This is a genomic window from Mesorhizobium sp. f-mel (assembly GCF_053850215.1).
The window spans coordinates 1-22,324 of the sequence record NZ_JBSPTO010000019.1; the positions used below are offsets into that span (position 1 = coordinate 1).

A 22,324-nucleotide genomic window follows, 5' to 3' on the forward strand; every position below is an offset into this window, starting at 1 on the left:
TATCCTCAGGGTTTTCGATCAAGCGCGCCCAGGTTTCGGGCGTATAGCTGAATTGCGTGAGATACATGGGCATGGTTCGCCTCCAGCGCTGCCGATCCCCGCGGCTCGGCGTCAAGGGATCGAGGGGAATGGCGCCGAGCCTGACCGGCTTGGGCAGTTCGCCGGCTGACGAAATATGCTCTTAAGCTAATATAAGAGCAACAGCTATAAATCCGCGCTCCATAGGTCGCCTCACAGGCTTCGCCGAAGAGGCCGCAGAATGCTGGATGGTTCCAGTTCGACTTTTTTGGCCATACCGGTTCGCCAATGTGAACCGATTAGTCAGCTAATTTAGTATCTTGTTTATCAAGGCAAGATCCGGTCTTAGCGCAAATGGCGAGCGGGCAGGCGCGCGACATTTGCCTGCCGTGCCAATATCCGCAGCCAAAGCAGCACTACAAGCGAGTGGGAAATTATCCGGCAGTCGGCGCAATCATCAGGAGGCCCGGCTCTGCCAGGCCTCCTTCGAGCCTGTCTCGGAGCCTGTCTCGTTCAAGAGGCTGCAGAGCGAAACGGCCTCATCGTGACACAGGCCGATCAGCGCAAGTGCCGAAAACTGGGCCGGCAGATCGAGCCTGACGTCCCACACCATCCATCTGCCGTTTGGCTCCATGACACATTCAAAACGCAATGCACCGTCCGACATTCGACCCCCCAACGATTGTCCGCTAGGTGGTATCGCGTCAAAGTAAAAGAGTTATTGCGTTCCTGAAACCTGGCGTTGAATCCGGCCAATAGCGCCAACAGGCCGGAAACACGCGGTATGGTCAAGTCGCAGTGATGGATCCGGCCGCGATGATGATCCGGCCGCGGTGATGGTCCGGGTCGACGCCGCCGGATGCGGATCAGGCGTTGCGGCTCGCCATATGCGCATCGAGCTTCTTTCTCGAAGGCCCGTACCGCTTGATGATGGTCGCTGCCTCGCTCGGCGGTATGCCGTATTTTCTTGCAAAAGCCGCAACGTCGTAAGGCTCCTCGCCGGAGGCCGGTTTGCGGTCCTGCTTGCTCTTGGATTTGTCGTCGGCCATGTCGTCCTCCGTCACATCCGGTCGATATAGGGTGCCCTGGTCCGGCCGACCATCCTTACCATTCCGAAAAGGCAGGCATACCGGTCCCCGGGCATTGCTGCGCGTTGCAGCAGTCTGATCGGATCAAGACCGATCGGTTTACCGGCTGGGGAGCTGCTGGTTCCCGCTCATGGGCTCGAACCACGATTCACGCCTTCAAAGGGCGCTGTCCTACCATTAGACGAAGCGGGAGTAGAGGAAGTGAACGCTGTCTAACACTTTCTCATCCGCGCATGAAGCCGCTTCATGCCGTCATCTGCTTGAGCACGAGACACGCCCTTTTCAGCAGGGCCTTGTAGAAGATAGGAGCAATCGCCGTGATTAAAACCGACCTCTCCGACGTCTACCGACACTACATTGCCTGCCTGAATAAGCAGGACTGGCCGAAGCTGGGACAATTCGTTCATGATGAGGTGATCCACAACGGCCGGCGGCTGGGGTTATCAGGTTATCTCGAAATGCTGGAGGGAGACTTTGCTGAAATTCCGGACCTTCATTTCAACGTTCAGATGCTGATTTCCGATCCGCCCTATATAGCGAGCCGGCTAGCGTTCGACTGTACGCCGAAAGAAATGTTCCTTGGTCTCCCTGTAAACGGGAGGAAAGTTTCCTTTGCCGAGAATATTATCTACGAATTTCGTGACAAAAAAATTGTACAAGCTTGGTCGGTTATAGACAAGGCGGCTATCGAAGCTCAGCTTTAGGACGATAGATTGTCGCGTATCTTGCCTCAAAGCAGTCTTTACCATGCTGGACAATGTGCCATGAGCCTAGACTCGCGTTATGGCCAACAGCCACGCCAGAAGTTCCAGCAACAATAGAAACAAGGCAAGCTGTAGCGACATGCGCAAGCGCTGAATGATCCGCCAATTGCTGGCCATGTCGGTTTTAATGCGCAGCGCAAGCGCGCGGTGCATCACATCCATGGTGCCGGAAGGGTCTTTATCGACAAAGTCCTGGAGCAGCTGCTCTGGATCGAAGCGGAACGTATAGGCGTAGTAGGGCCACAACATAATCACGACCAGCAGCCCGATCAGGAAAAGCAACGCCAGCGCCAGCCAGTCCCACAGCCCCAGTCCGTCCAGGAGAGCCCTGCCGCCGAGGAGAGAACTCACGAACGCGGTTGCAAAGATCAGATTGCCCGCTCGCGTATTGAGGCTCTCCACCACGTTCTGCTGATGCAGGAGACCCCGTACCGCTTCCGCATAAACAAAGGCCAGGCGGGGGTCAGATGCCGCAGCGGGCTGGGAGTGGTTTTCTCCCGCCGATGAAGAATGCTCGGCCATGAGGTGTCGTTCCGCGTTCCGATATGAACCACGATATGAACAATGGCAGCTGCCTGTCTACCGCATGTCAAGGACCCCGGCCTTGACGCCTGAACACATTGCCCCAGATTACGCGGCGGAGTTTCAGCTATGCGATTCGACTGGCAGGGGCGCAAATTCCTGGAACGGCATTTCGGCATTGTTATCGCAATTGGCCTGGTTGCAGGGCTGTCGGCCTTGGCCGCGCTGGGCTACACGCCTTAAGCCTCGGATTCAGCGCCAAATCCCTAATGTAAGCGAAAAGCAACGGTGCGACGCAACCAGACCGGCGCCACGTGCATTTCAATGCATGACGATGTTTCGTCCCGATATCCCTGCAAAATGCTGCGCTTATTGCGGCGGGCGCGACCACGGCTACGAAGACTGCCCGAAGCGGAAAGCTGAGGCCGAACAGCAGAAGGAGCCGGATGTCGATCCAGCCCCAAGCCCGGCATCGGGGATAGAAAAGCCCGACAAACCGCAGCCTGAACCATCCCGTTGACTGGATCCAATCGGACGAACCCGGCCGCTGCCGAGCGCCTATCGCTTCTGCTGCGTATAACCAACGGCATTGGCGAAAGAAATGTCGCCCTTGATCTCGCGCATGGCCATCGAGGTGATCGTCCGGCGCACGCCGGGCAGGCGGCTGAGCTCGACGCGCAGCATTCTGTCCAGCGCCATCATGTCGACCGTCACGATCTGCAGGAGATAGTCGGCCTCGCCTGTCGTGGCGTGGCAGCGCCGGATCAGTGGGTGCGCCTGGACGGCGGCCTCGAAGGCTTCGGAAAGCTCGAAATCGATCGACACCTGGATGAAGGCTTCGATGCCGAAGCCGAGTTTTGCCGGGTCGATCCGTGTCGAGTAGCCGCGGATGATGCCGGCGTCCTCCAGCGCCTTGACCCGCTTCCAGCACGGCGTCTTGCTTAAACCGACCTCGTCGGCGAGCACAGCGAAGGAGGTACGCGCGTCGCGTTCCAGCGCTGCGACGATCTTCCGGTCAAGGGCATCCAGCATCAAACGTTCTCCAAGACGGCTCCATGAATGGGAGTTCGTCCTTCAATTCTCGCTATTTGAATAACAGAACGGAACAATGTTCAAGCCAAAAGCGCTTATTCTTCAGGCTCGGATGCCCTCAACCGACGGGCCGGGCAAAGGAGCAGCTGCCATGCACAAGCCGGACTATTATGCCCGCATCGAAGCGCCCGAGATGCGCGACTACGGCGTCTATCTCAGGTGCGACAAGCTTCTCGCCTGCCAGAAGCCGCTGGCCGAGATGGTGAATGCCGACGAGCTGCAGTTCCAGATCGTCCATCAGGTCGAGGAGCTGTGGATGAAGCTCATCACCTACACGCTGGTCGATGTCGTCGACTTCCTCGAACAGCAGAACACGCATCGCGTCGTTACGCTGATGGGGCGCGTGCATCGGCTGATGCGCATGATGACGGCGCAGTTCGACCTGCTCGAAACCATGTCGCCCAAGGAATACCAGGAGATTCGCCTGCAACTCGGCAATGGCAGCGGCCAGGAATCGCCGGGCTTCAAGCTGCTCTTGCGCATGCCGCCGGACCTGTGGCGGGCCTTCAAGGCGTCCTATCTCGATGGTCGCGGGCTCTCGGTCGAGGATGTCTACGATATCAGGTATGATCACGGCGACAGCTATGTCGTCGCCGAGGCGCTGATCGAATTCGACGAGCTGTTCCAGAAATTCCGCGCCAATCATCTCTACCTCATCCACCGTTCGATCGGGCTAGGCTCGAAATCGCTCAAGGGCCGGCCGGTCGAACTGCTGCAGGCCGGCGCCCTTCATCGCTTCTTCCCGGAGCTGTGGGACATACGCTGCGAGATGACCGACCGCTGGGGCAGCCAGTACGGGACGGTGCGGGCACCGATCAGCCATCCGGAGGCGGCAGCCGAGTAGGCCGCTTCGAGCCCCGCCGGAGTCTCACGGCTGATAGCCGAGGCAGATGGCGCCGAGTGCGACGATGGCGCAGGCGGCGATGCGCCGGGGCGTCAGCACCTCGCCGAGAAACAGCCAACCGATCAACGCCGCGAAGATGACGCTGGTCTCCCGGATCGCCGTGATCGGGCCGGCCGGCCCGAGCGCGAAAGCGGCGACCACGAGGCCGTAGGCCAGCAGCGCGAACACGCCGCCGCCGAGCGCCTTAAGCGTTTCGGCAGAGCGAACATCGACGACGAGCCGGCCACGGAAGGCAATGAAGGCTGCCGGCAGCAGGGCACCGTAGATCAGCAGAACCCATGCGGTGTAGGCAGTGGCGCTTCCCGCCTGACGAACGCCGATCGCATCGACCGTCGCATAGGCGGCGATGATCGCACCCGCCGCCAGCGAATGGAGGATCGATGTGATGTCTGTCCGTCCCTTTCCCAAGGCAAGGCTCATGATGCCGCCGGCGACGAGCCCGACGCCGAGGATTTGCGGCAGGGCGAGATGCTGGTTGGCCAGGAGAAATCCGCCAAGTGTGACCAGCAGCGGCACGCTGCCGCGGACGATCGGATAGACCTGGCCCAGTTCGCCGTTCCTGTAGGCAGCCACCAGAAACATGGTGTAGCCGACCTGCAGGCAGGCTGAGAGCACGACGTAGGGCCAGGCATGGGGTGCCGGAAACGCGCTGGAGATCGCCAACGGAATGGCGACCACCGTGCTCGAAAAGCTCATCACGGTGACGGTCCACAGCCTGTCGGCTCCTGTTCGCAGAAAGGCGTTCCAGCTTGCATGCAGGATTGCGGCAAGCAGTGCCAGCCCGATGACCGTCGCGCTCATGGCGCGGTCATGGCGCTGGGAGCGGCGATGATGCTGAAGGCAGCCTTGCGGGCATCGCAAATGGCTGTGTCGGCCTGTCCCATCTCAGCCATGAGAGTTGCCCCCTCGATGAGCATCAGCAGCGCCGCCGCCGTGCTTGCGGCTCGGTCGGGCGGCATCATGTCCTCGAGGATGGACTGCATCCTGCGCCTGAGGCCGTTCTTCTGCCCGGCGACGGCCTTGAACACCGGGTGCTCTGGGTTGCCAAACTCTGCCAGCGCATGCGCAAACAGGCAGCCGTGGAAATCGGCGCTGCGAAACCAGCGCTCGTACCAGTCGAAGATGGTCGCGATCTTCTGCTCGGGCGTGACGGCTTCTTCCGCAAGGCGATCGAGCTGACGGTCGAAACGCCGGGCGCGATAGTCGAGCACCTGGACGATCAGATCGTCCTTGCTGGGGAAGTGACGATACATCGTCATCTTGGCGACCTCCGCCTCGGCGATGATCCGGTCGATGCCGGTGGCATGGAAGCCGTCGCGCTTGAACAGTGCATAAGCGGTTTCGACGACGTGCCTGCGCTTGTCGGAGCCGAGCGGCGATGATGAGATCATGGGTTGGCCCCAAGCAGTGAGACAGGTCTGTCTATTCACTAGGCGAGGAACTCCCGTCGGTCAAGGCCGTCGCCGGATCCTGGTGGTGAACGCAAAAAAGCAGCGGCGCTGCATCGATCGCAGCCGGGCGGTTTATTCATGAGGAGATAGGGCATAGAAAGCTTCGGCCGATGTCGGACTTGCGGCCGACCGATCGTCCTTGGGTCGAAACCGTCGCAACAGCTGGGAGAGAGAGACATGCCGTCCGAAGTCCTTCAAACGCCATGGCAGACCGCCGCAATACTCATTGGCCGCCTGATCTTCGCGGCTGTCTTCCTGATGGCGGTGGCCTTCAAGTTCATGGATATGGGCGCCACCGCGGGCTACATCGCCGCCGCCGGATTTCCGTTCCCGTTGTTTCTGGCCTGGTGCGCGGCGCTGCTCGAAATCGTCCTCGTGCTGTGCTTCCTGACCGGCGCTTTCTTCTCGCAGGCCGCTCTTGTCGCCGGCGCCTATGTGCTGTTCCTCGGTTTTGCCTTCCACGGGCCGTCGCACTGGGCCGGCAACCAGGCCGAATTCGGCTTCTTCGTCGATCATTTTACTTTCCTGGCCGGGCTGCTGTTTGCCGCAGTGCACGGGCCGGGCCGCGCGCTGACCTGGAAGCCTGTATCGGTCAGCTGATCGTACCTCGGCGGCAAGCAGGGTCCGATACGGATGGGGAGGCGATCGCGACGTCACATCTGGTCGTTGTAGGGTTCCTTCATCTGGCCGACCATGCGCGCCAGTTTCGAGAACGACGGCATGTCCGCCTCCGGCTGACACTGATTGGCCAGTTCCAGCAGCCGGATCGGGAAGTTGACGGCATCGCGGCTCGACGCCGACATGCCTTCGGACCGCTCCTCGCTGGTCTCGCTGGCTTCGGCCTTGCGCAAGGCGATGTCTATCTCCTCGACCGTCAGCACGCCCTTGCGGACCAGGACCTGATTGATCGATGCGACGGCCATCAGCAGGCCTTCGAGTTGCAGATTGGCGACATTCATGGCTTTGCTCCCATTGGCAAAATTGCAAACGCGCGAACGCCGGTTCCGATCCGGACAGCTGCACCATATCGCGGCGCGGGCCCGAATTTTAGGCCGGCCCACGAGATTTCGCTTGCTTTGTGACGGCAGCTATGCTAGGAATATAGTCATGGTGCTGAGTTGCGCCAACGACCCGCCCGCCGAGGCGGGTTTTTGTTTTTAGCCTTCTCGAACGTTTGTGCCTGTGTTGCCGATATCAAATGTCGGCGGGACGGCACCCCCTCTGTCCTGTCCTGCCGGACAGAGGGGGCGCGAAGGATCGCGACGCTTCCCGTAACGAATACTGCACCTCCCAGAGACCCCCAATGTCCAACCGTTATGCCACCATCATCACCGACGATGACGGCCGCGAGGTGGTCAGCGCCATCGGCCAGTTCGAGGGCGTGCCGCAATTGCGCGCCGGCCGGATTGAAGAGGTGCCGGACGGCGTGCGGATCGGCATGGTGCGAGGCGGTGCGGTCGATGCGGCCGGCGGCTTCGGCTTTGCCGTGGGAGCACCTGGCATCGACGCCGGCGCGCTCGGCATCGCCCGCGCCAGGCTGAAACAAGTGTCACGACCGGCCGCCGAGGCAACCAACGGGGAGACCGGCGCGGCCAGAGCGCCGCGCGCCAAACCCCGCAAGAAGCCGCGCAAGGCCCGAAGGGCTGCACGGCCGGCGGCGAGCAAAGCGGCGAAGCCTGACACAGCCGGGAGCGCTGCGGCCGGGATCGCGCCAGCCGAGCCCTTCGGGGCCGCAGCCAATGACTGACAAAGCTTCCGCCGCCAAGTCGCCCGGCCGCGCCAGGCGCGAGCCGCCCGGCACACCGGCGCAGCTGCCGGCGCCGCGCCCGAAGCGGGCGAAGAAGACGTTGGGCGATGGTTTCCTCGAAGCCATCCGCGCCGATTTCCGGGCGCATGGCGCCGGCGTCATCGCCGAGGTTCGCACCGAAAAGCCCGACCAGTATCTGAAGATCGTGCTGTCGGTGCTGCCCAAGGATTTGCCAAGGGACCTGCTTGTCAACATCAACAGTCTGGATGCATTGAGCGATGACGAAATCAGGCAGCGCATCCGCGGCCTCGAAGCCGTCCTCAGGCCGTTCCTTCAGGAAAAGCCTGGCCTCGAAAAGCCCGGCCGTGGCGAAGAAGGAATATCTCAGCCTGCTGGCGGAGCTGGACCGGAGGCGCCGCACTAACCAGCTTGCCGCCTATCGGCCTTACCTCAGGCAGGCCGAGTTCCACGCCGCCGGCGCGACCAATCGCGAGCGGCTGTTCATGGCCGGCAATCAGCTCGGCAAGACCAGGGCCGGCGGCGCCGAATGGGCGATGCACCTCACCGGCCGCTATCCCGACTGGTGGCAAGGCAAGGTCTTCGATACCGCCGTGCGGCTGTGGGCGGCCGGCGTTACCGGCGAAGGCACGCGCGACAACCCGCAGCGCATCCTGCTTGGCCCGCCGCAGCAGCCGGCGGCGTGGGGCACGGGCATGATCCCGGCCGACGCTATTGTCAGCACCATCATGGGGCGCGGCGCGCCGCATGGGCTGGACAGCGTCGTGGTCCGCCATGGCGGCGGCGGCGATGTGCAGGCCGATGAATCGGTGCTGTCGTTCAAGAGTTTCGAGAAGGGCCGCGAGAAATGGCAGGGCGAAACGCTGCACGGCGTCTGGTTCGACGAGGAACCACCGCTCGACATCTATTCCGAAGGCCTGACCCGCACCAACGCCACCGGCGGCATCGCAATAGTCACCTTCACGCCGCTGCTCGGCATGTCGGAGGTTGTGTTGTTGTTCCTGTCGGCGGGGGAGGTGGATAGGATGGCGAAAGCCAGCGGATGAAGTCGAATCAAGGGTATTTGCTGCCCGCGAGCTGTCTGGCGCGAGCCTTGGGATCGGTTGCTTTCCGGGTAAGCGGTTGACACCATATTCTTTCGTCACCTGTAATCTGATTGTACCAGACATTGCATACTTTATTTGGTGTGTCCGGAGTACAAACTTCGTGTTTGAATCCCCTGAGCATGTACATCCTGCAGGTCTGCTTGCTCGTGTCATAAGGCACGTTCGACTGGCATGCTGACGCACTGGCGGCGATGGCCACGACGATTGCTATGCGGATCATGTATTTCCCCCAAGTTGCCAGCAGCTTTGCACTGATGGACAGTATTATCAATGGCAGTTGCTCGTATCGGCAACTAATTACGGCAAGCTAATATGAACCGCCGTCACCTTCATGACCCAACGACGATGCCGCCGCACCGAAATCATTGCGGTTGCCAAGCCGCGTTCCGAAACTAGACTGGCGACGCGGGGCGGGTTGGATCAGGACTATGAATAGGCGGATGATGTTGATCGGCGGTCTGTCTTCAATTGTCCTATCTTCAGCGGGCAGCGCCGGGATGTCAGCGAGCTTTCCTCCCGTTCCGAAATGGCGGCCATCCTTTTCGCAGCCCATCGATCGTATCGAGGAGCGCTTTGGCTACTACTTCAACCAGGAGCGTGACTTTGCCATCTTTGAAAACGGCACCTGTGTGCTGACGGAGCCTCACCTTTCCGATGGCGCTGCATCCTTGGCAGCCATCCAGACGCTTGCCATGATCTACAACTACCACCCGGACATGAAACCGTCCGACATGGACGATGGCAATTTGCTGGTCAGTTACAATCATCCGGCCTTCAATGTCGTGCTGACCGACATTGCCAAGGCGCATTGGCCAGAGATCGAGGCTCGCCACCAGGACGGACTGACGACCGACGAGGTGCTGATCACGCCGCTCGGGCAAAATGTGTTCGATGATTTTGGCAAAAAGGCGCTGCTCGGCAGGTGCTACATGTTCATGGATGCGCAGGCGCCGAAAGTCGTGCGCATCAAACGTCGGGCGATCTGACCCCGACTTTTTGGGCCCGGGCTCCGTGGCTGGCTGCCCCCGAGCGATGCAAAATTGAGATGCAAGGCAGCGCGTTGGAACCCGCTCCTGCCAAAATGATTCAAGCCGGGGAAGCGAACTATGTCCCGTCACGTCACCTTCATGACCATCGACGATGCCGAGCATTATACGCCGCAGCAGCGAGCCGAGATCGTCGCCGCTTATCCCGCGCATGAGCGCGAGGCGCGCGCGAAAGGTATTCCGGTGCTGGGCTCCGGCCGCATCTTTCCGGTGGCCGAGGAGCTGATCGCCTGCGAGCCGTTCCGGCTGCCGCGCTATTGGCCGCGGCTCGGCGCGCTGGATTTCGGCTGGGATCATCCGTCGGCCGCGGTCGAGCTCGCCTGGGATACGGAGGCCGATGTCGTCTATGTCACCAAAGCCTGCCGGGCGTCGCAGCAGACGCCGGCCATGCAGGCGCTGACGCTGAAACCGTGGGGCGAATGGCTGCCCTGGGCATGGCCGCGCGACGGCCGGCGCGAGACGCTGGAAGGTGCGGGCCTGGCACTCGCCAAACAATACGCCGCGCATGGGCTGAACATGCTGACCCGCCATGCGCAATTCCCAGACGGTTCCGTCTCGGTCGAGGCCGGGCTGATGGAGATGCTGGATCGCATGCAGAGCGGCCGCTTCAAGGTATTTTCGACGCTTCTGCCCTGGTTCGACGAGTTCCGGCTCTACCATCGTAGGGATGGCCAGGTGGTGAAGCTGCGCGACGATTTGATGGCGGCGACGCGTTACGGCGTGATGATGCTGAGGGAAGCGGTGGTCGACCCGGCGGAGTTCAAGGCGGCGCGGCGAAAGGCCGGGCAGAGTGATCCGCTGGGGGCGTTCAGGTGACTCGAAGGCAACTATATACCATGATCGCCTCATGACCCTCCGCATCATTCCCGCCACGTTGCGCGACCTCTCCTACATCGCCGCCAATCTGCGGCCCGAAGACCGGGCCGAGATCGACTGCCAGTTCGACGCGTGGTCGCCGGCGCTGCTGGCGATGGCTGCGCTGCAGGGGTTTGCCTATGTCGCCGAGCTGGACGGCAATCCGGAAGCCGGCTTTGGCGCCGCCGAACAGCGCGGCGGCTTATGGATCGCCTGGAGCTGGGGCACGCGCCGCATGAAGCGCTGCGTGCCTGGTATCACCGAGTTCTTTCACGCCGTGCTCGGGCCGAAGGTTGCCGCGCGCGGCGCCTGGCGGGTCGAGGCGCGGGCGCTCGCAGCCAATGAATTGGCGCTGCGCTGGCTCGGTCGGCTTGGCGCGACGAAACGCTGCCGCTTGCCGGGTTACGGCCGGAATGGCGAAGATTTTTTACTCTATGACTGGACAAGAGAAAGCTGGAACCATGTGCCTCTTCCAAAAGCCGCCCGCGCTGAAGCCGCTGCCACCGACACCGACCATCGCCGACAAAGACGTGCAGGCGCGCGAGGCGGCACTCAGGGCTGAGCTCGAACAGCGCCAGGGCACCGCCGGCACGGTCAAGACCGATCTGTCGCCCAGCGACCTCACCGGCCAGCGCCGCGTGCTGCTGGGGGTGTGATCATGAGCGCGATGAAGCGGGTGTTCAGGAACCGGGGCGGTTGGCCCTGGTGGTATTGGCGGCGGCTGGCGCGGTTGGCGAAGAGGTGACAGGGGTGATCTCCCCCCTTGAGGGGGAGATGTCGCCGAAGGCTACAGAGGGGGTCGCCACGCGTAAAGCGCCAACTTTGATCTGCCGCAGGAGGCCGCGTCCGGTCGCGCCGACCCCCTCTGGCCTGCCGGCCGTTCGTCGTTCGGAAAGCCAAGCAATTGGCTTTCCGTCCGCTTCGCGGACCGCTCCTCAACCCCCTCGAGGGGGGAGATTACGCCCTCCGCGCAAACGCCCACACCATCAGCGGGTATTCCTCGTCGTTGCTGAGGTCGCGCCATAGGCCGAAGGCGCGCACTGGGCCGCCGGGGTGGGCTTTTGCGCAGGCTTTGTTGCCCCAGCCGAACACTTCTATCTCGGGCCGCGCCTCCTTGAACATCGCAAAAGCGGACAAAATTCGACCGCCCTAAAATAAGCTCAGACCACCGAAGAAAGAATGCCATGACGAGCGATTCCCGCGCCCACGAGATCTTGTCGCGACAGGCCGAACTCGAGAGCGAGCGCAGCCAGTATGAGGCTGTCTGGGAGGCGGTGTCGGAATTCTGCGACCCCGACGCGCCCGATGTCTGGAGCGGGCGCCGGCAATCCGGACCTGACTCGCAGGCTCAGCGGCAGGAGCGGCGGGGTGCGCGTGTCTACGCCAACACCATCAACTCGGCAGCCAACCGGCTGGCCGCTGGGCTGGAAAGCCTGATCATCCCGCAGTCGGAAAAATGGCACGGGCTGTCGACCGCCGCCTTGAACGACGAAGAGAGCGACGAGGAAAAGGAATGGGCGGAGGCGCTTCGCGATTTCCTGTTCTCGCTGCGCTATTCCGCCAATTCGAACTTCGTGCCGGCAACGCAGGCCTGCCTGCGCAACGTCGTGCGCTACGGCCCGGCCTATCTCTATGCCGAGGAGGGCTTTGCGCCCCACACGCTGATCCGCTATGCCTCGATCCCCGTGGTCGAGGGCTATCTCTGCCGCAACCGCTGGGGTCAAGTCGATATTTTCCACCGCCGCTACGAGCGCACGGCGCGCCAGGCCGCACAGCTGCTCGGCTATGGGAAGCTGCCGGCGCGGATCAAAATGCTGGTCGATGATCCCGCCAAATGCGAGACCAAGATTTCGCTGATCCAGTGCATCCAGCCGCGCGACGAGCGCAAGATGTATCGGCTGGGCGGATCCTACCAGTATCTCGACACGGCCTTCGCCTCCTGTCACGTTCTCGAGGACGAGGAGGTCATCGTCAGGGAAAGCGGTTTCCGTTCCTTCCCGGTGTCGTGCTTCAACTGGCGCCGTTACGAGGGCGACCCCTACGGCATTTCGCCGACCATCGAGGCGTTGACCACGGTGCGCGAGGAAAACGCCGTGCGCCGCTCCGGCCTCAGGGCGCTGCAGCAGGTCACCGATCCGGCGACCGCTTCGAAGGCGCGGCTCGACTATGTGCCGGTGCTCAATCCCGGCGAGAACTATCCCGGCCTGATCGACGATCAGGGACGGCCGCTGATTGCGCCGATCGCTACGGGGCAGAACCCGACCTATGCGTTCAGCTACGCGGAAAGCCGGGCCGAGGAGATCCGCGACATGATGTTCGTCAATCTGTTCCAGACGCTGGTGCAGAACCCGCAGATGACGGCGACCGAAGCGCTGATCCGGCAGGAGGAAAAGGGCGCGCTGCTCGGGCCCTCCGGCTCGATCATCCAGGCCGGTTTTGCCTCGAATCTCGACCGCGAGCTCGGCATCCTCGAGGACAAAGGATTGTACGAGGAAGACAGCCGCTTCCTGCCGCCGGCGAGCCTTGCCGGCAAGGCGGTGCGGCCGACCTTCACCGGCCCGCTCGACGTGCTGCGCCGCTCGGCCGAGGCGCGCGATACAATCCAGGTGGTGACCACGGCCATGCAGATGGCGCAGTTCGACGCGAGCGTGATGGACAATATCGACGGCGACGAGGCGCTCAAGATCGTGCAGAGCGCCGGCCGCAGTCCGCAGCGCATCTTTCGCCGCCAGGACGAGGTTGCCGGTATCCGCGATGCCAGAGCCAATGCGCAAGCTGCGCAGGCCGGCATGGCCGCGATCGCCAACGCTGGCAAGGTGGCCAAGGATGCCGTGCCCGCCGCCGTGCAGGCGCGCGACAGCGGTTTGCTCGACAGTCTCGGCGGGCTGATGTTGCAGGGCGGCGAGGGCGGCGCATGAGCGGCAAACGCTTCGCCCATTCGAGCCGGGCCGGCGGCCCGGCCAAGGCGCAGGATGCGCTGACCAAGGCCTATCTCAGGGTGTTCTCAGGCCAGGACGGCGAGATGGTGCTTGCCGACCTGACGGCGGCGACCGGCTATTACCGCCGCCCGTCCTATGGCGAGTGGCTGGCCAAGACGAAGACGCCGAACGGCTTCGAACTGCACAGCGCACTGAGCAATGCACGCGCCGAAGTGGTGCAGCACATCATGGGGTTCCTGACGCTGGACGAGGCGCAGCTGGCGGCGCTGGAGAAGGCGGCGAGGCTGGAGGGGATATAGGAGGTGATGAAGCTGCCTTATGGATAAGTCTTGCTCAAATCTACGGTGATCCGCATCGGGCTGGTTTTGACGCCTGCCGGCCAACACTTCTGGACCGATTTCGAAAGTTGCTGGGCTGCTTCCGCAGCCGCCTCTGAATGTGGATCATAGGACACAACGGTAATCGACTTGACCTTGCCGGCCTTGTCCAATGTCACCTCGAAAGTGGCTTTGACGTGATTGTCGACAGCGGCCACCGGCAAGACCAGGCAATCGCCGATCCGCTCAACACTGACAGCCTGTCTGGCGTGTGCGGAAACCGAACAAACAACCAGCAGCGACGTCATCAAAAATCGCATCGTCGCCCCCTTTGAATAGCAGACAATAGCGTCTAACCGCGCTGAGGGTAAGGATCAAAACCATCGGGTTGACCGCGCCGATGCTGAAACTGTGTTCCCTCGCCCCGTTCACGGGGAGAGGATGCCGGCAGGCAGGTGAGGGGCGGCGCCAGCATCTCAGAATTCTGCACTGCCCCTCATCCCCCTGCCGGGACCTTCTCCCCGTAAACGGGGAGAAGGGGCCTATCGGCTCAATAGTTGCCGCTGTAATAGCGGTCGTCGCAAGGCGCCGTGTAGATGCGGCCGTAGCGATCCTGATAGCGGCAAAGCTGTTCGCCGCGCCGCTGCGGCGTTGTCGCGCTGCCCACGACCGCGCCCAGCAAGGCGCCGCTGGCTGCACCGATAACCGTGCTCTTGGTGTCGCGGCCCAGGGCCTGGCCGACGAGAGCGCCGCCCGCGCCGCCGACCAGAGCGCCCGTGGTCGCCCTCTGCTGGCCTTCGGTCTGCGCACAGCCTGCCAGCGAGGCAGTCACAAGCAGGGCGGCAATGGCTTTGTACATGGTCATCGTTTGATACTCCGTTGAGGCCTATGAACTAATACACCGGCTGGTTTTGCCAAGTGTTTGCCAAGTGCGGTCGCATTGCGGCGGAACAGCGGCACCATGCCTCACGAAATAAGACATGGTTTCTTTCGTCTTGACGGCCAAGGCCTCCGGCTCGGAAAGCTCATGGTCAAACAAAAAGATCATAAAGATCAGGGTCAAACAAGACGATAGGGTCAGGCTCTATCGAAATGATCAGGCTTCGGCCGCAACGATTCCGCTCGCGGCGGGTCCAGCCGATCCCTCAAATCCCCCAAGAATGGAGAATGCAATGACCCGAGGTCTCCCCCGGACGCTTTCCCGTGCCGCCGCCCGAGAGGCCGGGCTTGCCCCGCCCAAGGCCGGGCTTGCCGCCAGCACGAGCGGGCAGGGCGGTTCCTTCCGCACCGTCTTTTCGCTCAACGCCATGCAGGTGCCGGTCACCGATGCGCTTGCCTATGCCAGCCATAAGCTTTTCGATTTCCTCGGCGGCAAGGTGCGCATCAAGGGCGGCACCGCAAGGCTGCAATTCGCCGTGCTGACCACCCGCGCCTCGACCATCAACGACAATGCGGCACTGACCTGGTCGCTCGGGTCGGCGGCGGCGTCAAGCGCTGCGCTCGCCGGCACCATGGTCAATGTGCTGGCTTCGACCGGACGTACGCTGGACGGTGCCGGTGCTGTACTGTCGACCGCTTCGACCGCCGATGTAGCGGCGGCTTTGACGCTCGATGGCACAGTGACGCCGGCCGACCTCTATCTCAACTTTGCCCTCGCCGCCGGCACCGATATCGACGCCGACGGCATGCTGGCCGTTACCGGAACGATCACGCTGCTGTGGGAGAATTGGGGCGATAACGCCTAGCGTTAATCTCCCCGCTTGAGGGGAGATGTCGCCAAAGGCGACAGAGGTGCGACCAGGGCCCGACCTCAGCGACAGATGGAGGTTTGCGCTACACGCGTTGGTACCCCCCTATGGCTTGCCGGCCATCTCCCCCACAAGGGGGAGATACTGGGCCCCACCCGGCTCCTATCATCAGCCTTTAACCTCAACAAAAGGAACATCTCATGACAGATCTGGCAGACGCCGGGTCCGTGGTGGCTTCGCCACCGGCGGGCAACCTTGCACGGCCACCGGCCAACGGGGACAACGGGTCCGCCCCGCCGGCCGGCAAGAGTTGGTATGACGGTCTTTCCGAAGGCAACCGCAAGCTCGCTGAAACCAAGGGCTGGACCCAGCCTGATAGTCTCGATCGGGTTTTCACATCCTATGCGGAGCTGGAGCGGCAGCAGGGCGAGAGCCTGCGCGTTCCCGCAGCGGACGCACCTGGGGAAGACTGGGACAAGTTCCATGCCCGGTTGCCTGAGGCGATGCGTCCGCTGACATCGCCCGACAAGGTCGAGTACAGGCGCCCCGACGGGCTCCCCGAAGACTTCGCCTATTCGGACGAGCTCGCCAACGCGTCCAAGGCCTGGGCGGTCGAGGCCGGCGCCACCCCGAAGGTGGCGCAGGCCTATCACGACCGCTTCGTCGGCTACATGGCCGAGCAGGCCAAGGTGCAGCAGATCGCCCTTGCCCGTTCGGTCGAGGCTACTCACGATGACTTGGTCAGGGATTGGGGACCGACCGACAGCGACGGCTTTCGCCAGAGGCTGGAGGTCGCCAACCGGGCGATGAAGAAGCTCGGCCTGGTCGATGCCTACAAGGCGAAGGGCATCCTTCTGCCTGACGGCGCCTTGACCGATCCGCAGATCGCCAAGGCGTTCCACGCCATCGGCGAGGCGATGTTCAGGGAAGACACGATCGACGGCGGCGCGGCTTCGATCGGAGGCAATCCGTTCAAGCGCAACGCCGCCGGCGAACGCAACCTGACTGACATCTCGGCCCTCGTCAGAAGCGATCCCGTTCGCGCCCGCCGGCTGGCACGCGAGGCCGGCGAAAACCCTGACCTGTGGATACCCAACAACCCTCTCTAAAGCTGTGTCGATATTCAGGTGATGCCGGCCTGCAAACGACGGCTTTCTGCGCTTCCGGTGCTCACGGACCAGCGCATGACCCCGGAAACCGATTTCGGTTTCCGGAAAGGATCATGCGCAAATGCAAAGTGTTAGAGCGTCCTTTTGCGCGTCCAATAGGACGCGCGGCGCACTAATGTCCGCTCCGCTCCGGTTCTCGAAAGCCATCTGTTTGGTCGCTTCGCGCCCGTCTTCGACTCCGGCTCGGCCTGACCTGAATCTCAACACACCTTCTCCGCCAACCAAACCTGAAGGAAGACCAAAATGGCAGACGCCTATACCCGTGTCGCGGACGCGATCGTTCCGTCCGTCTATGCACAATACTCGTTCGAGGAGCATGTCCAGTCGCTCGAGATCTACCAGGCCGGGATCCTGTTTTCCGACCCGGCCATCGCTTCGAAGCTCTCCATGGGCGGGCGTTCCGTCGACATGCCCGGCTGGAAGGATCTCGGCAACGATCCGTCCGAGCCGGTCAATGACGATCCGGCCGATTCGATCGAGTTGAAGAAGATCGGCTCGCGCCGCGAGGTCGCCGCCCGCAATGTCCGCGCCCAGGCCTGGGGCATTCCGGACCTGACCAGCATCCTCGCCGGCGACGACCCGCAGAAGCTGATCGTGCGGCGCCAGACCGACTACTGGCAGCGCGCCAACAAGCTGACGCTGCTCGGTATCCTGAAAGGGGTGCTGGCCGACAACCTCGCCAATGATGCGGGCGACCTGGTGCGCGTCACCGGCGCCTCCATCGTCGACACCGACATCATCGAGGCCGCCTATCTGATGGGCGACCGCGCCGACAAGTTCAAGACGATCTGGATGCACTCCAAGCAGATGAAGGCGTTGAAGCTCGCCGACCTCATCGACTATGTGCCGCCGTCCGAGCAGGGCGGGCCGCTGATCCCCTATTACATGGGGCTCAGGGCCGTCGTCGACGACGACATCCCGGTGGCGGCGGGCGTCTACACGGCGTTCATGTTCAAGGACAAGGCAATCCTGTGGAACGAGCTGCCGGTCAACACCGAAGGCGGGCCGCTGGAGTTCGACCGCAAGCCGCGCCAGGGCCATGGCGGCGGCGTCACCGAAATGGTCGGCCGCAGGCATTTCGTCCCGCATGTGCCCGGCACCCGGTTCCTCGACGCCTCCTCGGCCGGCGAATTCGCCACCGACGCCGAGCTGGCGCTGGCGGCGAACTGGGACCGCACCGCGTCGAGCGTCAAGAACATGACTTTCATCGCGCTGAAGACGACCGAGGCCTGATCGGACCGGAAGGGGCGGGGCATTAGCGCCCGCCCTAGCGCGGTTCACTGGCGCGAACACCAAGCCTGTGCCAGTGTTGTGATTATGTTGAGCAAAGCCACAATTCAATCCTTGCCATTCGAGATCAAGCTCACCGTCGGTGTTTGGTTTGTATCTCTCCTCTACTCAATGGCGCTAGGGATATGGTTGGCAACTGTCGGCTTTCCGAAGGTGCCGGAGTTCGTGATTGTCCCGGTCATGATTGTGTTTGCCTTGAGTTGGCTCGTTTTCGTGCAGCTCTGTTGCTATCGGGCTTTCGGGTTTGGTGTCCTCGAAACATTTGGGAATATGCTTGACCCCGCCGAAAAATGCCGAGCCGAATGATGTGGTCCGTGCGGGATCGCAAGCCGCCGCTCTGAACCGCAGAGAAGGCCGACCACGGGGGCGATGGACCGCCTTCGTGTTTTCTTAAATTAGCTCGATGGGCTTAGGTCGGCCAGTGTCGCGAATCCCAAGTTCACCCGCTGCGCTGCACCAGAGTGAAACAAGACTTGGGGTTCGCAACCTATTCATGTTGCACTTTAATCAATCGCCGTCACCAAATGGTTACAGAAACGGGCGATGCTGCTTTGTCTTGGCAAGGAAGGTAACCATGAACATGACATACAAGGCAGTTCAGAGAGTGCTCCGAAAAGCGGGCATTGTCATAAGCAAAAAGGGCGAAGTTCACCGCATAAACTTCTTCAGCGGTCTGGAAAACACCGCCTACTATACGACAAGTCTTCAGGAAGCCCTGGACCGGGGTTTGGCGATGGCGAGAGGTGCCGGAAGGCTGCAAGCAAGCGCCGTTGCCAAGTCGGCCGAAACAGGGCGGCGGCTCGACAAGCGCACGCTTCGGCTGATGCCGCAGTAATTCAGGCCACAACTCATCGCCGCGTTGCGCGGCGATATCGTGAAACTGCAATAGCCACAATATTATCGTCTTTTCCTCGCTCGAATGGGCACAGGGGACCGATAACGCCGCGACGCTACCCGCTTCCTGACGGGTGGTGGTTGGCGTGACGGGTTCCACGCGCGAGACGTGCGAACGTTTCGCAAAAAATCACCAAATCCTCAGCCGCTACGAAGCGGCTTTTTGCCGTGGGCCCATGCCTGCTTTTTCCGATCCACACAGACGGAGCCTAAAATCATGGCCATCACCCCGCTCGACATCGCCAACATGGCGCTTGGCGTCCTGGACGAGGCGCCGATCGACAGCCTTGATCAGGACGTGAAACCGGCCCGCCTGCTCAATCTGCATTTCGACCTGACCCGCGAGGCAGAGCTGACGAAACACGCCTGGGTGTTCGCAATCCTGGCGGCCGCCGTCGCCGGGTCCGATACCGGCAGTGGCGCGGGCACGCTGAACTTTGCCTATGAATTGCCGGTGGACTGCCTGCGGCCTTTGCCGCTGACCGATAATGGCGAGCCGGATGGCGTGCCGATCGCGTGGCGCCAGGAGGCCGGGCTGATCTATTGCGACCGGTCGGGGCCGCGTCTCATTCGCTACGTCGCCAACCTCACCGATCCGAACGACTGGGACGCGCTGTTCACCGAAGTGCTGGTTGCAGCGCTCGCCATCAAGATCGCGCATCCGCTGACCCACAAGGCGGGCATGATCGACATCGCCCGCGGTGCTTATGACCGGGCGCTCGACGCGGCATTCCAGTCCAACGCCATCCAGCGTGGCGGCAGGCTTTCAACGTCGTCCTGGGCGATCCAGCGCGGCGGGTTTGTGCGCTGATGACGACGCTCTATCCAGTCCAGGACACATTCGTGCGTGGCGAGATCTCGCCGCGGCTACACGCCCGCGCGTCTCTCGATCTTTATCGGGCGGCGCTTTCCAAATGCGAAAACTTCGTCACGTTGCCGCATGGCGGCATCCGCAAGCGCGGCGGGACATACTTCGTTGGCGAGGTGAAGACTTCGGCCAAGAAGACGCGCGGCATACCGTTCATCTTCTCGGCAGATCAGGCCTACATGCTTGAATTCGGCGATCTCTACGTCCGCGTCTATGCCTATGGCGCGCGGGTCGGCACGGTGGAAGTGGCGACACCCTATCTCGAAGCCGATCTGTTCGACCTGCAATTCGTCCAATCCGCCGACCAGATGTGGATCACCCACAGGGACTACCTTCCGCAGATTCTCACCCGCACGGCGCACACCATATGGACGCTGGCCGAGTTCGCCTTTCTCGACGGCCCCTATGACGACATCAACACAACTGCGACCACCATGGCGCCTGCCGAGACCGGCGCCGTCCATCCCCTTATGACCAACAACACCGCTCCAAGCGGCACTGCTGCCGACAGCAACGGGTCCGCCGACGCCTACAAGGTGTTTGACCGGGACAATGGGTCAAACCTTTCGTTCGGCACGACGATCGGCTTCTTGTCCTATGACTTCGCCGGTACAGCGACCAAGGTTTGTGACGGCTACTGGCTTCGGGCAAACTCCACTGGTGGTACAAAGGCACCCATCGCGTGGGATTTCCAGGGCTTCGACGGCACGAACTGGATCTCGCTTGACAGCCGGACAGCGGAAACCGGGTGGTCGCGCAGCGAAGTGCGCTTCTTCGAGTTTCAGAATGAGACTGCCTACCAGTCCTATCGGTTGAATATCTCAGGCTCGGAGGACGACGCCAATCTTACGATCGCGGAAATGGGATGGCATGAGGATGGCGATACACAGACGCCATTCGATCTCGCGGCGTCCTCGATCGTCGGCATCAATGACGGCACCGGTTTTCAGACCAGCGATGTTGGCCGTACCATTCGTTTGCTCGGCTCGGATGCTGTCTGGCGCTGGGCGCATATCACGAGCCGCACCAGCGCTACTGTGGTCAAAGTCAGGTTGTATGGGCATGCGCTTCCCGATCTCAGCCCGATCGCCCGCTGGCGTCTCGGCACCTTCGTTCCCGGCAAGTACGTCGAAAGCGGTTCGCTGTACGAGGAGCGGTTAGCCTTCAGCCGAAAATTCTCCGTCTACGCATCCGCAACCGGCGACTTCGACAATTTCGCACTCGGGGAAAAGGACGACGATGCTCTTGAATTTATCCAGGCCGGCGGCGGGCAGGCCAATGACATTACGTGGATCTCCGATTCGGATGGTGCCCTGCTGATCGGAACGCTTGGCGGGGTCCGCGCCCTATCGGGTTCCGGCATCGACGAAGCGCTGACCCCTTCTTCCTTCAAGAACCGCCGGTCCCGCACGTTTGGCTGCGCCAAGGTCCGTCCGGTGGATGCCGGGCAGTCGTTCCTTTACGTGACGCGCTCCCGCAAATCGATCGCCGAACTTGCCCAGAGCGCCACCGGCCGCTTCACGTCGGATGATGTCGGGCAGATTTCCGAGCACATTCCAAAAAAGGGTGTCGTTGAACTGGCGTTCCAGACCGATCCCGATCCGCTGCTGTGGTTCCCGCTGGATAACGGAGAACTTGGCGGCTACACGCACCAGCCTTCGCAGGAAGTCCGCGGCATGCACCGGCATCGCATCGCCGGCTCGTTCTCAGGTTCGGCATGGGGCATCGTTGAAAGCGCCGTGGTCACGCCGGGACAGGATGGCAATGATGATCTCTGGCTGTTCGTCAAGCGCACCATCGGCGGAGTCACCAAGCGCTATATCGAAATCAAGACCATTCCGTTCGAATATGGCGAGATCGCCGACGCGTTCGAAGTCGATTGCGGCCTGACCTATACCGGCGCAGCAGTTACAACAGTAGGCGGCGCAATACATCTCATCGGCCTGATTGTGGACGTGCTTGCGGACGGGAAGGTCTACCGCCGCCTGACAGTCAGCGGTGCTGGCAATGTCACACTCCCGGTTGGTTCGCCCGCCGCTGCTAAATGGCAGGTCGGGCTTCCATACGAGGCCGGCGCCGATACGCTTGAGCTTGATGTCGGCGGCAAGGACGGGTCGGTTGTCGGACGCCGAAAGAAGGTGGCGGCGGTGATCCTGTCCTTGCTGGAGACCGACACGACCGGGCTGGAAATCACGTCGTCGATGCGCGGCCGGTGGGAGCCGGTTCGTATCCCCTCGATCGTTTCGCCCAACGGTATGGCCAATCTGTTCACCGGCAATGTCGAGGTGCCGATCGAGGACAGCTGGGAAGGCCAGGGCAGAGTGAAGATCCGCCACACCAACCCGACACCCTGCACCATCCGGGCGTTCACGCCGGTGTTCGATGCCGAGCCGTAGTTGAAACTGCCGATCTCCCCTTGAGGGGGAGATGTCGCCGAAGGCGACAGAGGGGGGCGGCACGTCCTGACGCAGCCTCCTATCGCGGTCAG

28 protein-coding genes, 1 tRNA gene and 2 pseudogenes are annotated in these 22,324 nt (G+C 62.1%); 18 read left to right on the plus strand and 13 right to left on the minus strand.

The features are described from left to right. From ACWUKX_RS21090 to ACWUKX_RS21105, 4 genes and pseudogenes are all read right to left on the minus strand, one after another. Nucleotides 1-73: pseudogene (locus tag ACWUKX_RS21090) on the minus strand (GYD domain-containing protein); the annotation flags it as partial. Nucleotides 74-475: 402 nt separating this feature from the next. Then, a complete protein-coding gene (locus ACWUKX_RS21095) occupies nt 476-685 on the minus strand; it encodes a hypothetical protein (protein WP_456008766.1) in 210 nt (69 codons plus the stop codon). A gap of 199 nt (nt 686-884) precedes the next feature. Then, a complete protein-coding gene (locus tag ACWUKX_RS21100) occupies nt 885-1,067 on the minus strand; it encodes a DUF3606 domain-containing protein (RefSeq protein ID WP_065009113.1) in 183 nt (60 codons plus the stop codon). Between the two features lie 157 nt (nt 1,068-1,224). After that, a tRNA-Gln gene (locus ACWUKX_RS21105) sits at nt 1,225-1,298 on the minus strand. A 125-nt stretch (nt 1,299-1,423) separates the two neighbouring features. Here ACWUKX_RS21105 and ACWUKX_RS21110 point away from each other — a divergent pair. Beyond that, the gene (locus tag ACWUKX_RS21110; RefSeq protein WP_456008767.1) at nt 1,424-1,810 is read left to right on the plus strand and encodes an ester cyclase; all 387 of its coding nucleotides are present in this window, start codon (nt 1,424-1,426) and stop codon (nt 1,808-1,810) included. Nucleotides 1,811-1,876: 66 nt separating this feature from the next. Here ACWUKX_RS21110 and ACWUKX_RS21115 read toward each other — a convergent pair whose 3' ends face one another. After that, nucleotides 1,877-2,392 carry a hypothetical protein gene (locus ACWUKX_RS21115; protein WP_095520879.1) on the minus strand — a complete coding sequence of 172 codons (516 nt, stop codon included), beginning with the start codon at nt 2,390-2,392 and terminating at the stop codon, nt 1,877-1,879. Nucleotides 2,393-2,950: 558 nt separating this feature from the next. After that, nucleotides 2,951-3,424 carry an Lrp/AsnC family transcriptional regulator gene (locus ACWUKX_RS21120; protein ID WP_456008769.1) on the minus strand — a complete coding sequence of 158 codons (474 nt, stop codon included), beginning with the start codon at nt 3,422-3,424 and terminating at the stop codon, nt 2,951-2,953. 151 nt (nt 3,425-3,575) lie between these two features. Between ACWUKX_RS21120 and ACWUKX_RS21125 the strand changes: the two genes are divergently transcribed. After that, nucleotides 3,576-4,328 (plus strand): tryptophan 2,3-dioxygenase family protein, encoded by a 753-nt coding sequence (locus ACWUKX_RS21125; RefSeq protein WP_456008770.1) that lies wholly within the window; start codon nt 3,576-3,578, stop codon nt 4,326-4,328. 24 nt (nt 4,329-4,352) lie between these two features. Here the strand turns inward: ACWUKX_RS21125 and ACWUKX_RS21130 are convergent, their stop codons facing one another. Together ACWUKX_RS21130 and ACWUKX_RS21135 are read right to left on the minus strand one after the other, a co-directional pair. After that, on the minus strand, nt 4,353-5,189 hold the full coding sequence (locus tag ACWUKX_RS21130; RefSeq protein ID WP_456008771.1) for an EamA family transporter: 837 nt from the start codon (nt 5,187-5,189) through the stop codon (nt 4,353-4,355). Next, on the minus strand, nt 5,186-5,779 hold the full coding sequence (locus ACWUKX_RS21135) for a TetR/AcrR family transcriptional regulator (RefSeq protein ID WP_456008772.1): 594 nt from the start codon (nt 5,777-5,779) through the stop codon (nt 5,186-5,188). Before ACWUKX_RS21135 ends, ACWUKX_RS21130 begins: the two co-directional genes overlap by 4 nt. A 237-nt stretch (nt 5,780-6,016) precedes the next feature. On the opposite strand from ACWUKX_RS21135, the gene ACWUKX_RS21140 reads away from it, so the two are divergent. Continuing rightward, the gene (locus ACWUKX_RS21140) at nt 6,017-6,439 is read left to right on the plus strand and encodes a DoxX family protein (protein ID WP_456008773.1); all 423 of its coding nucleotides are present in this window, start codon (nt 6,017-6,019) and stop codon (nt 6,437-6,439) included. Between the two features lie 53 nt (nt 6,440-6,492). Here ACWUKX_RS21140 and ACWUKX_RS21145 read toward each other — a convergent pair whose 3' ends face one another. Next, nucleotides 6,493-6,798 carry a hypothetical protein gene (locus ACWUKX_RS21145; protein ID WP_023803842.1) on the minus strand — a complete coding sequence of 102 codons (306 nt, stop codon included), beginning with the start codon at nt 6,796-6,798 and terminating at the stop codon, nt 6,493-6,495. A gap of 344 nt (nt 6,799-7,142) precedes the next feature. Here ACWUKX_RS21145 and ACWUKX_RS21150 point away from each other — a divergent pair, with 344 nt between their 5' ends. From ACWUKX_RS21150 to ACWUKX_RS21180, 7 genes are all read left to right on the plus strand, one after another. Continuing rightward, the gene (locus tag ACWUKX_RS21150; protein ID WP_456008774.1) at nt 7,143-7,586 is read left to right on the plus strand and encodes a hypothetical protein; all 444 of its coding nucleotides are present in this window, start codon (nt 7,143-7,145) and stop codon (nt 7,584-7,586) included. Beyond that, complete coding sequence (locus ACWUKX_RS21155) at nt 7,579-8,010, plus strand: hypothetical protein (protein ID WP_456008775.1); 432 nt, start codon at nt 7,579-7,581, stop codon at nt 8,008-8,010. The genes ACWUKX_RS21150 and ACWUKX_RS21155 overlap by 8 nt, the downstream gene beginning before the upstream one ends. Then, nucleotides 7,952-8,650, plus strand: coding sequence for a terminase large subunit domain-containing protein (locus tag ACWUKX_RS21160; RefSeq protein WP_456008776.1), 699 nt, complete (start codon nt 7,952-7,954; stop codon nt 8,648-8,650). Before ACWUKX_RS21155 ends, ACWUKX_RS21160 begins: the two co-directional genes overlap by 59 nt. A gap of 506 nt (nt 8,651-9,156) precedes the next feature. Then, a complete protein-coding gene (locus tag ACWUKX_RS21165) occupies nt 9,157-9,696 on the plus strand; it encodes a hypothetical protein (RefSeq protein ID WP_456008777.1) in 540 nt (179 codons plus the stop codon). 120 nt (nt 9,697-9,816) lie between these two features. Beyond that, nucleotides 9,817-10,572, plus strand: a complete 756-nt coding sequence (locus ACWUKX_RS21170) for a phage terminase large subunit family protein (RefSeq protein WP_456008781.1) — start codon at nt 9,817-9,819, stop codon at nt 10,570-10,572. A 31-nt stretch (nt 10,573-10,603) separates the two neighbouring features. After that, complete coding sequence (locus ACWUKX_RS21175; protein ID WP_456008783.1) at nt 10,604-11,173, plus strand: hypothetical protein; 570 nt, start codon at nt 10,604-10,606, stop codon at nt 11,171-11,173. Next, nucleotides 11,142-11,267, plus strand: coding sequence for a hypothetical protein (locus tag ACWUKX_RS21180; RefSeq protein WP_280950361.1), 126 nt, complete (start codon nt 11,142-11,144; stop codon nt 11,265-11,267). The genes ACWUKX_RS21175 and ACWUKX_RS21180 overlap by 32 nt, the downstream gene beginning before the upstream one ends. Nucleotides 11,268-11,568: 301 nt before the next feature. Here the strand turns inward: ACWUKX_RS21180 and ACWUKX_RS21185 are convergent. Then, nucleotides 11,569-11,703, minus strand: a pseudogene (locus ACWUKX_RS21185) (SAM-dependent methyltransferase); the annotation flags it as partial. 92 nt (nt 11,704-11,795) lie between these two features. On the opposite strand from ACWUKX_RS21185, the gene ACWUKX_RS21190 reads away from it, so the two are divergent. Both ACWUKX_RS21190 and ACWUKX_RS21195 read left to right on the plus strand, forming a co-directional pair. After that, nucleotides 11,796-13,529 carry a portal protein gene (locus ACWUKX_RS21190; RefSeq protein WP_456008785.1) on the plus strand — a complete coding sequence of 578 codons (1,734 nt, stop codon included), beginning with the start codon at nt 11,796-11,798 and terminating at the stop codon, nt 13,527-13,529. Beyond that, the gene (locus ACWUKX_RS21195; protein ID WP_456008787.1) at nt 13,526-13,849 is read left to right on the plus strand and encodes a Bbp19 family protein; all 324 of its coding nucleotides are present in this window, start codon (nt 13,526-13,528) and stop codon (nt 13,847-13,849) included. Before ACWUKX_RS21190 ends, ACWUKX_RS21195 begins: the two co-directional genes overlap by 4 nt. Nucleotides 13,850-13,866: 17 nt before the next feature. On the opposite strand, the gene ACWUKX_RS21200 is transcribed toward ACWUKX_RS21195, so the two are convergent. Both ACWUKX_RS21200 and ACWUKX_RS21205 read right to left on the minus strand, forming a co-directional pair. After that, a complete protein-coding gene (locus tag ACWUKX_RS21200; protein WP_456008789.1) occupies nt 13,867-14,175 on the minus strand; it encodes a hypothetical protein in 309 nt (102 codons plus the stop codon). Between the two features lie 242 nt (nt 14,176-14,417). Further along, the gene (locus tag ACWUKX_RS21205; RefSeq protein WP_456008792.1) at nt 14,418-14,732 is read right to left on the minus strand and encodes a YMGG-like glycine zipper-containing protein; all 315 of its coding nucleotides are present in this window, start codon (nt 14,730-14,732) and stop codon (nt 14,418-14,420) included. Nucleotides 14,733-15,039: 307 nt separating this feature from the next. On the opposite strand from ACWUKX_RS21205, the gene ACWUKX_RS21210 reads away from it, so the two are divergent. The 4 genes from ACWUKX_RS21210 (at nt 15,040) to ACWUKX_RS21225 (ending at nt 18,380) form a co-directional block, all read left to right on the plus strand. Further along, a complete protein-coding gene (locus ACWUKX_RS21210) occupies nt 15,040-15,612 on the plus strand; it encodes a hypothetical protein (RefSeq protein WP_456008794.1) in 573 nt (190 codons plus the stop codon). A 203-nt stretch (nt 15,613-15,815) separates the two neighbouring features. Further along, the gene (locus ACWUKX_RS21215) at nt 15,816-16,724 is read left to right on the plus strand and encodes a hypothetical protein (RefSeq protein ID WP_456008796.1); all 909 of its coding nucleotides are present in this window, start codon (nt 15,816-15,818) and stop codon (nt 16,722-16,724) included. A gap of 303 nt (nt 16,725-17,027) precedes the next feature. Further along, a complete protein-coding gene (locus ACWUKX_RS21220) occupies nt 17,028-18,017 on the plus strand; it encodes a Coat protein (protein WP_456008798.1) in 990 nt (329 codons plus the stop codon). Nucleotides 18,018-18,104: 87 nt separating this feature from the next. Next, a complete protein-coding gene (locus ACWUKX_RS21225; RefSeq protein WP_456008799.1) occupies nt 18,105-18,380 on the plus strand; it encodes a hypothetical protein in 276 nt (91 codons plus the stop codon). Nucleotides 18,381-18,591: 211 nt separating this feature from the next. Here ACWUKX_RS21225 and ACWUKX_RS21230 read toward each other — a convergent pair whose 3' ends face one another. Continuing rightward, nucleotides 18,592-19,068 (minus strand): hypothetical protein, encoded by a 477-nt coding sequence (locus ACWUKX_RS21230; RefSeq protein WP_456008800.1) that lies wholly within the window; start codon nt 19,066-19,068, stop codon nt 18,592-18,594. 117 nt (nt 19,069-19,185) lie between these two features. Between ACWUKX_RS21230 and ACWUKX_RS21235 the strand changes: the two genes are divergently transcribed. Beyond that, the gene (locus tag ACWUKX_RS21235; protein WP_029351743.1) at nt 19,186-19,779 is read left to right on the plus strand and encodes a hypothetical protein; all 594 of its coding nucleotides are present in this window, start codon (nt 19,186-19,188) and stop codon (nt 19,777-19,779) included. After that, nucleotides 19,779-22,232, plus strand: coding sequence for a hypothetical protein (locus tag ACWUKX_RS21240; RefSeq protein ID WP_456008801.1), 2,454 nt, complete (start codon nt 19,779-19,781; stop codon nt 22,230-22,232). The genes ACWUKX_RS21235 and ACWUKX_RS21240 overlap by 1 nt, the downstream gene beginning before the upstream one ends. Nucleotides 22,233-22,324: the final 92 nt, after the last annotated feature.

Coding starts and splice junctions, on each gene's coding strand:
- ACWUKX_RS21095 (WP_456008766.1), bottom strand. CDS start 685: ATGTCGGACGGTGCATTGCGTTTTGAATGTGTCATGGAGCCAAACGGC.
- ACWUKX_RS21100 (WP_065009113.1), bottom strand. CDS start 1,067: ATGGCCGACGACAAATCCAAGAGCAAGCAGGACCGCAAACCGGCCTCC.
- ACWUKX_RS21115 (WP_095520879.1), bottom strand. CDS start 2,392: ATGGCCGAGCATTCTTCATCGGCGGGAGAAAACCACTCCCAGCCCGCT.
- ACWUKX_RS21120 (WP_456008769.1), bottom strand. CDS start 3,424: ATGCTGGATGCCCTTGACCGGAAGATCGTCGCAGCGCTGGAACGCGAC.
- ACWUKX_RS21125 (WP_456008770.1), top strand. CDS start 3,576: ATGCACAAGCCGGACTATTATGCCCGCATCGAAGCGCCCGAGATGCGC.
- ACWUKX_RS21130 (WP_456008771.1), bottom strand. CDS start 5,189: ATGAGCGCGACGGTCATCGGGCTGGCACTGCTTGCCGCAATCCTGCAT.
- ACWUKX_RS21135 (WP_456008772.1), bottom strand. CDS start 5,779: ATGATCTCATCATCGCCGCTCGGCTCCGACAAGCGCAGGCACGTCGTC.
- ACWUKX_RS21140 (WP_456008773.1), top strand. CDS start 6,017: ATGCCGTCCGAAGTCCTTCAAACGCCATGGCAGACCGCCGCAATACTC.
- ACWUKX_RS21145 (WP_023803842.1), bottom strand. CDS start 6,798: ATGAATGTCGCCAATCTGCAACTCGAAGGCCTGCTGATGGCCGTCGCA.
- ACWUKX_RS21150 (WP_456008774.1), top strand. CDS start 7,143: ATGTCCAACCGTTATGCCACCATCATCACCGACGATGACGGCCGCGAG.
- ACWUKX_RS21155 (WP_456008775.1), top strand. CDS start 7,579: ATGACTGACAAAGCTTCCGCCGCCAAGTCGCCCGGCCGCGCCAGGCGC.
- ACWUKX_RS21170 (WP_456008781.1), top strand. CDS start 9,817: ATGTCCCGTCACGTCACCTTCATGACCATCGACGATGCCGAGCATTAT.
- ACWUKX_RS21175 (WP_456008783.1), top strand. CDS start 10,604: ATGACCCTCCGCATCATTCCCGCCACGTTGCGCGACCTCTCCTACATC.
- ACWUKX_RS21190 (WP_456008785.1), top strand. CDS start 11,796: ATGACGAGCGATTCCCGCGCCCACGAGATCTTGTCGCGACAGGCCGAA.
- ACWUKX_RS21195 (WP_456008787.1), top strand. CDS start 13,526: ATGAGCGGCAAACGCTTCGCCCATTCGAGCCGGGCCGGCGGCCCGGCC.
- ACWUKX_RS21200 (WP_456008789.1), bottom strand. CDS start 14,175: ATGACGTCGCTGCTGGTTGTTTGTTCGGTTTCCGCACACGCCAGACAG.
- ACWUKX_RS21205 (WP_456008792.1), bottom strand. CDS start 14,732: ATGACCATGTACAAAGCCATTGCCGCCCTGCTTGTGACTGCCTCGCTG.
- ACWUKX_RS21210 (WP_456008794.1), top strand. CDS start 15,040: ATGACCCGAGGTCTCCCCCGGACGCTTTCCCGTGCCGCCGCCCGAGAG.
- ACWUKX_RS21215 (WP_456008796.1), top strand. CDS start 15,816: ATGACAGATCTGGCAGACGCCGGGTCCGTGGTGGCTTCGCCACCGGCG.
- ACWUKX_RS21220 (WP_456008798.1), top strand. CDS start 17,028: ATGGCAGACGCCTATACCCGTGTCGCGGACGCGATCGTTCCGTCCGTC.
- ACWUKX_RS21235 (WP_029351743.1), top strand. CDS start 19,186: ATGGCCATCACCCCGCTCGACATCGCCAACATGGCGCTTGGCGTCCTG.
- ACWUKX_RS21240 (WP_456008801.1), top strand. CDS start 19,779: ATGACGACGCTCTATCCAGTCCAGGACACATTCGTGCGTGGCGAGATC.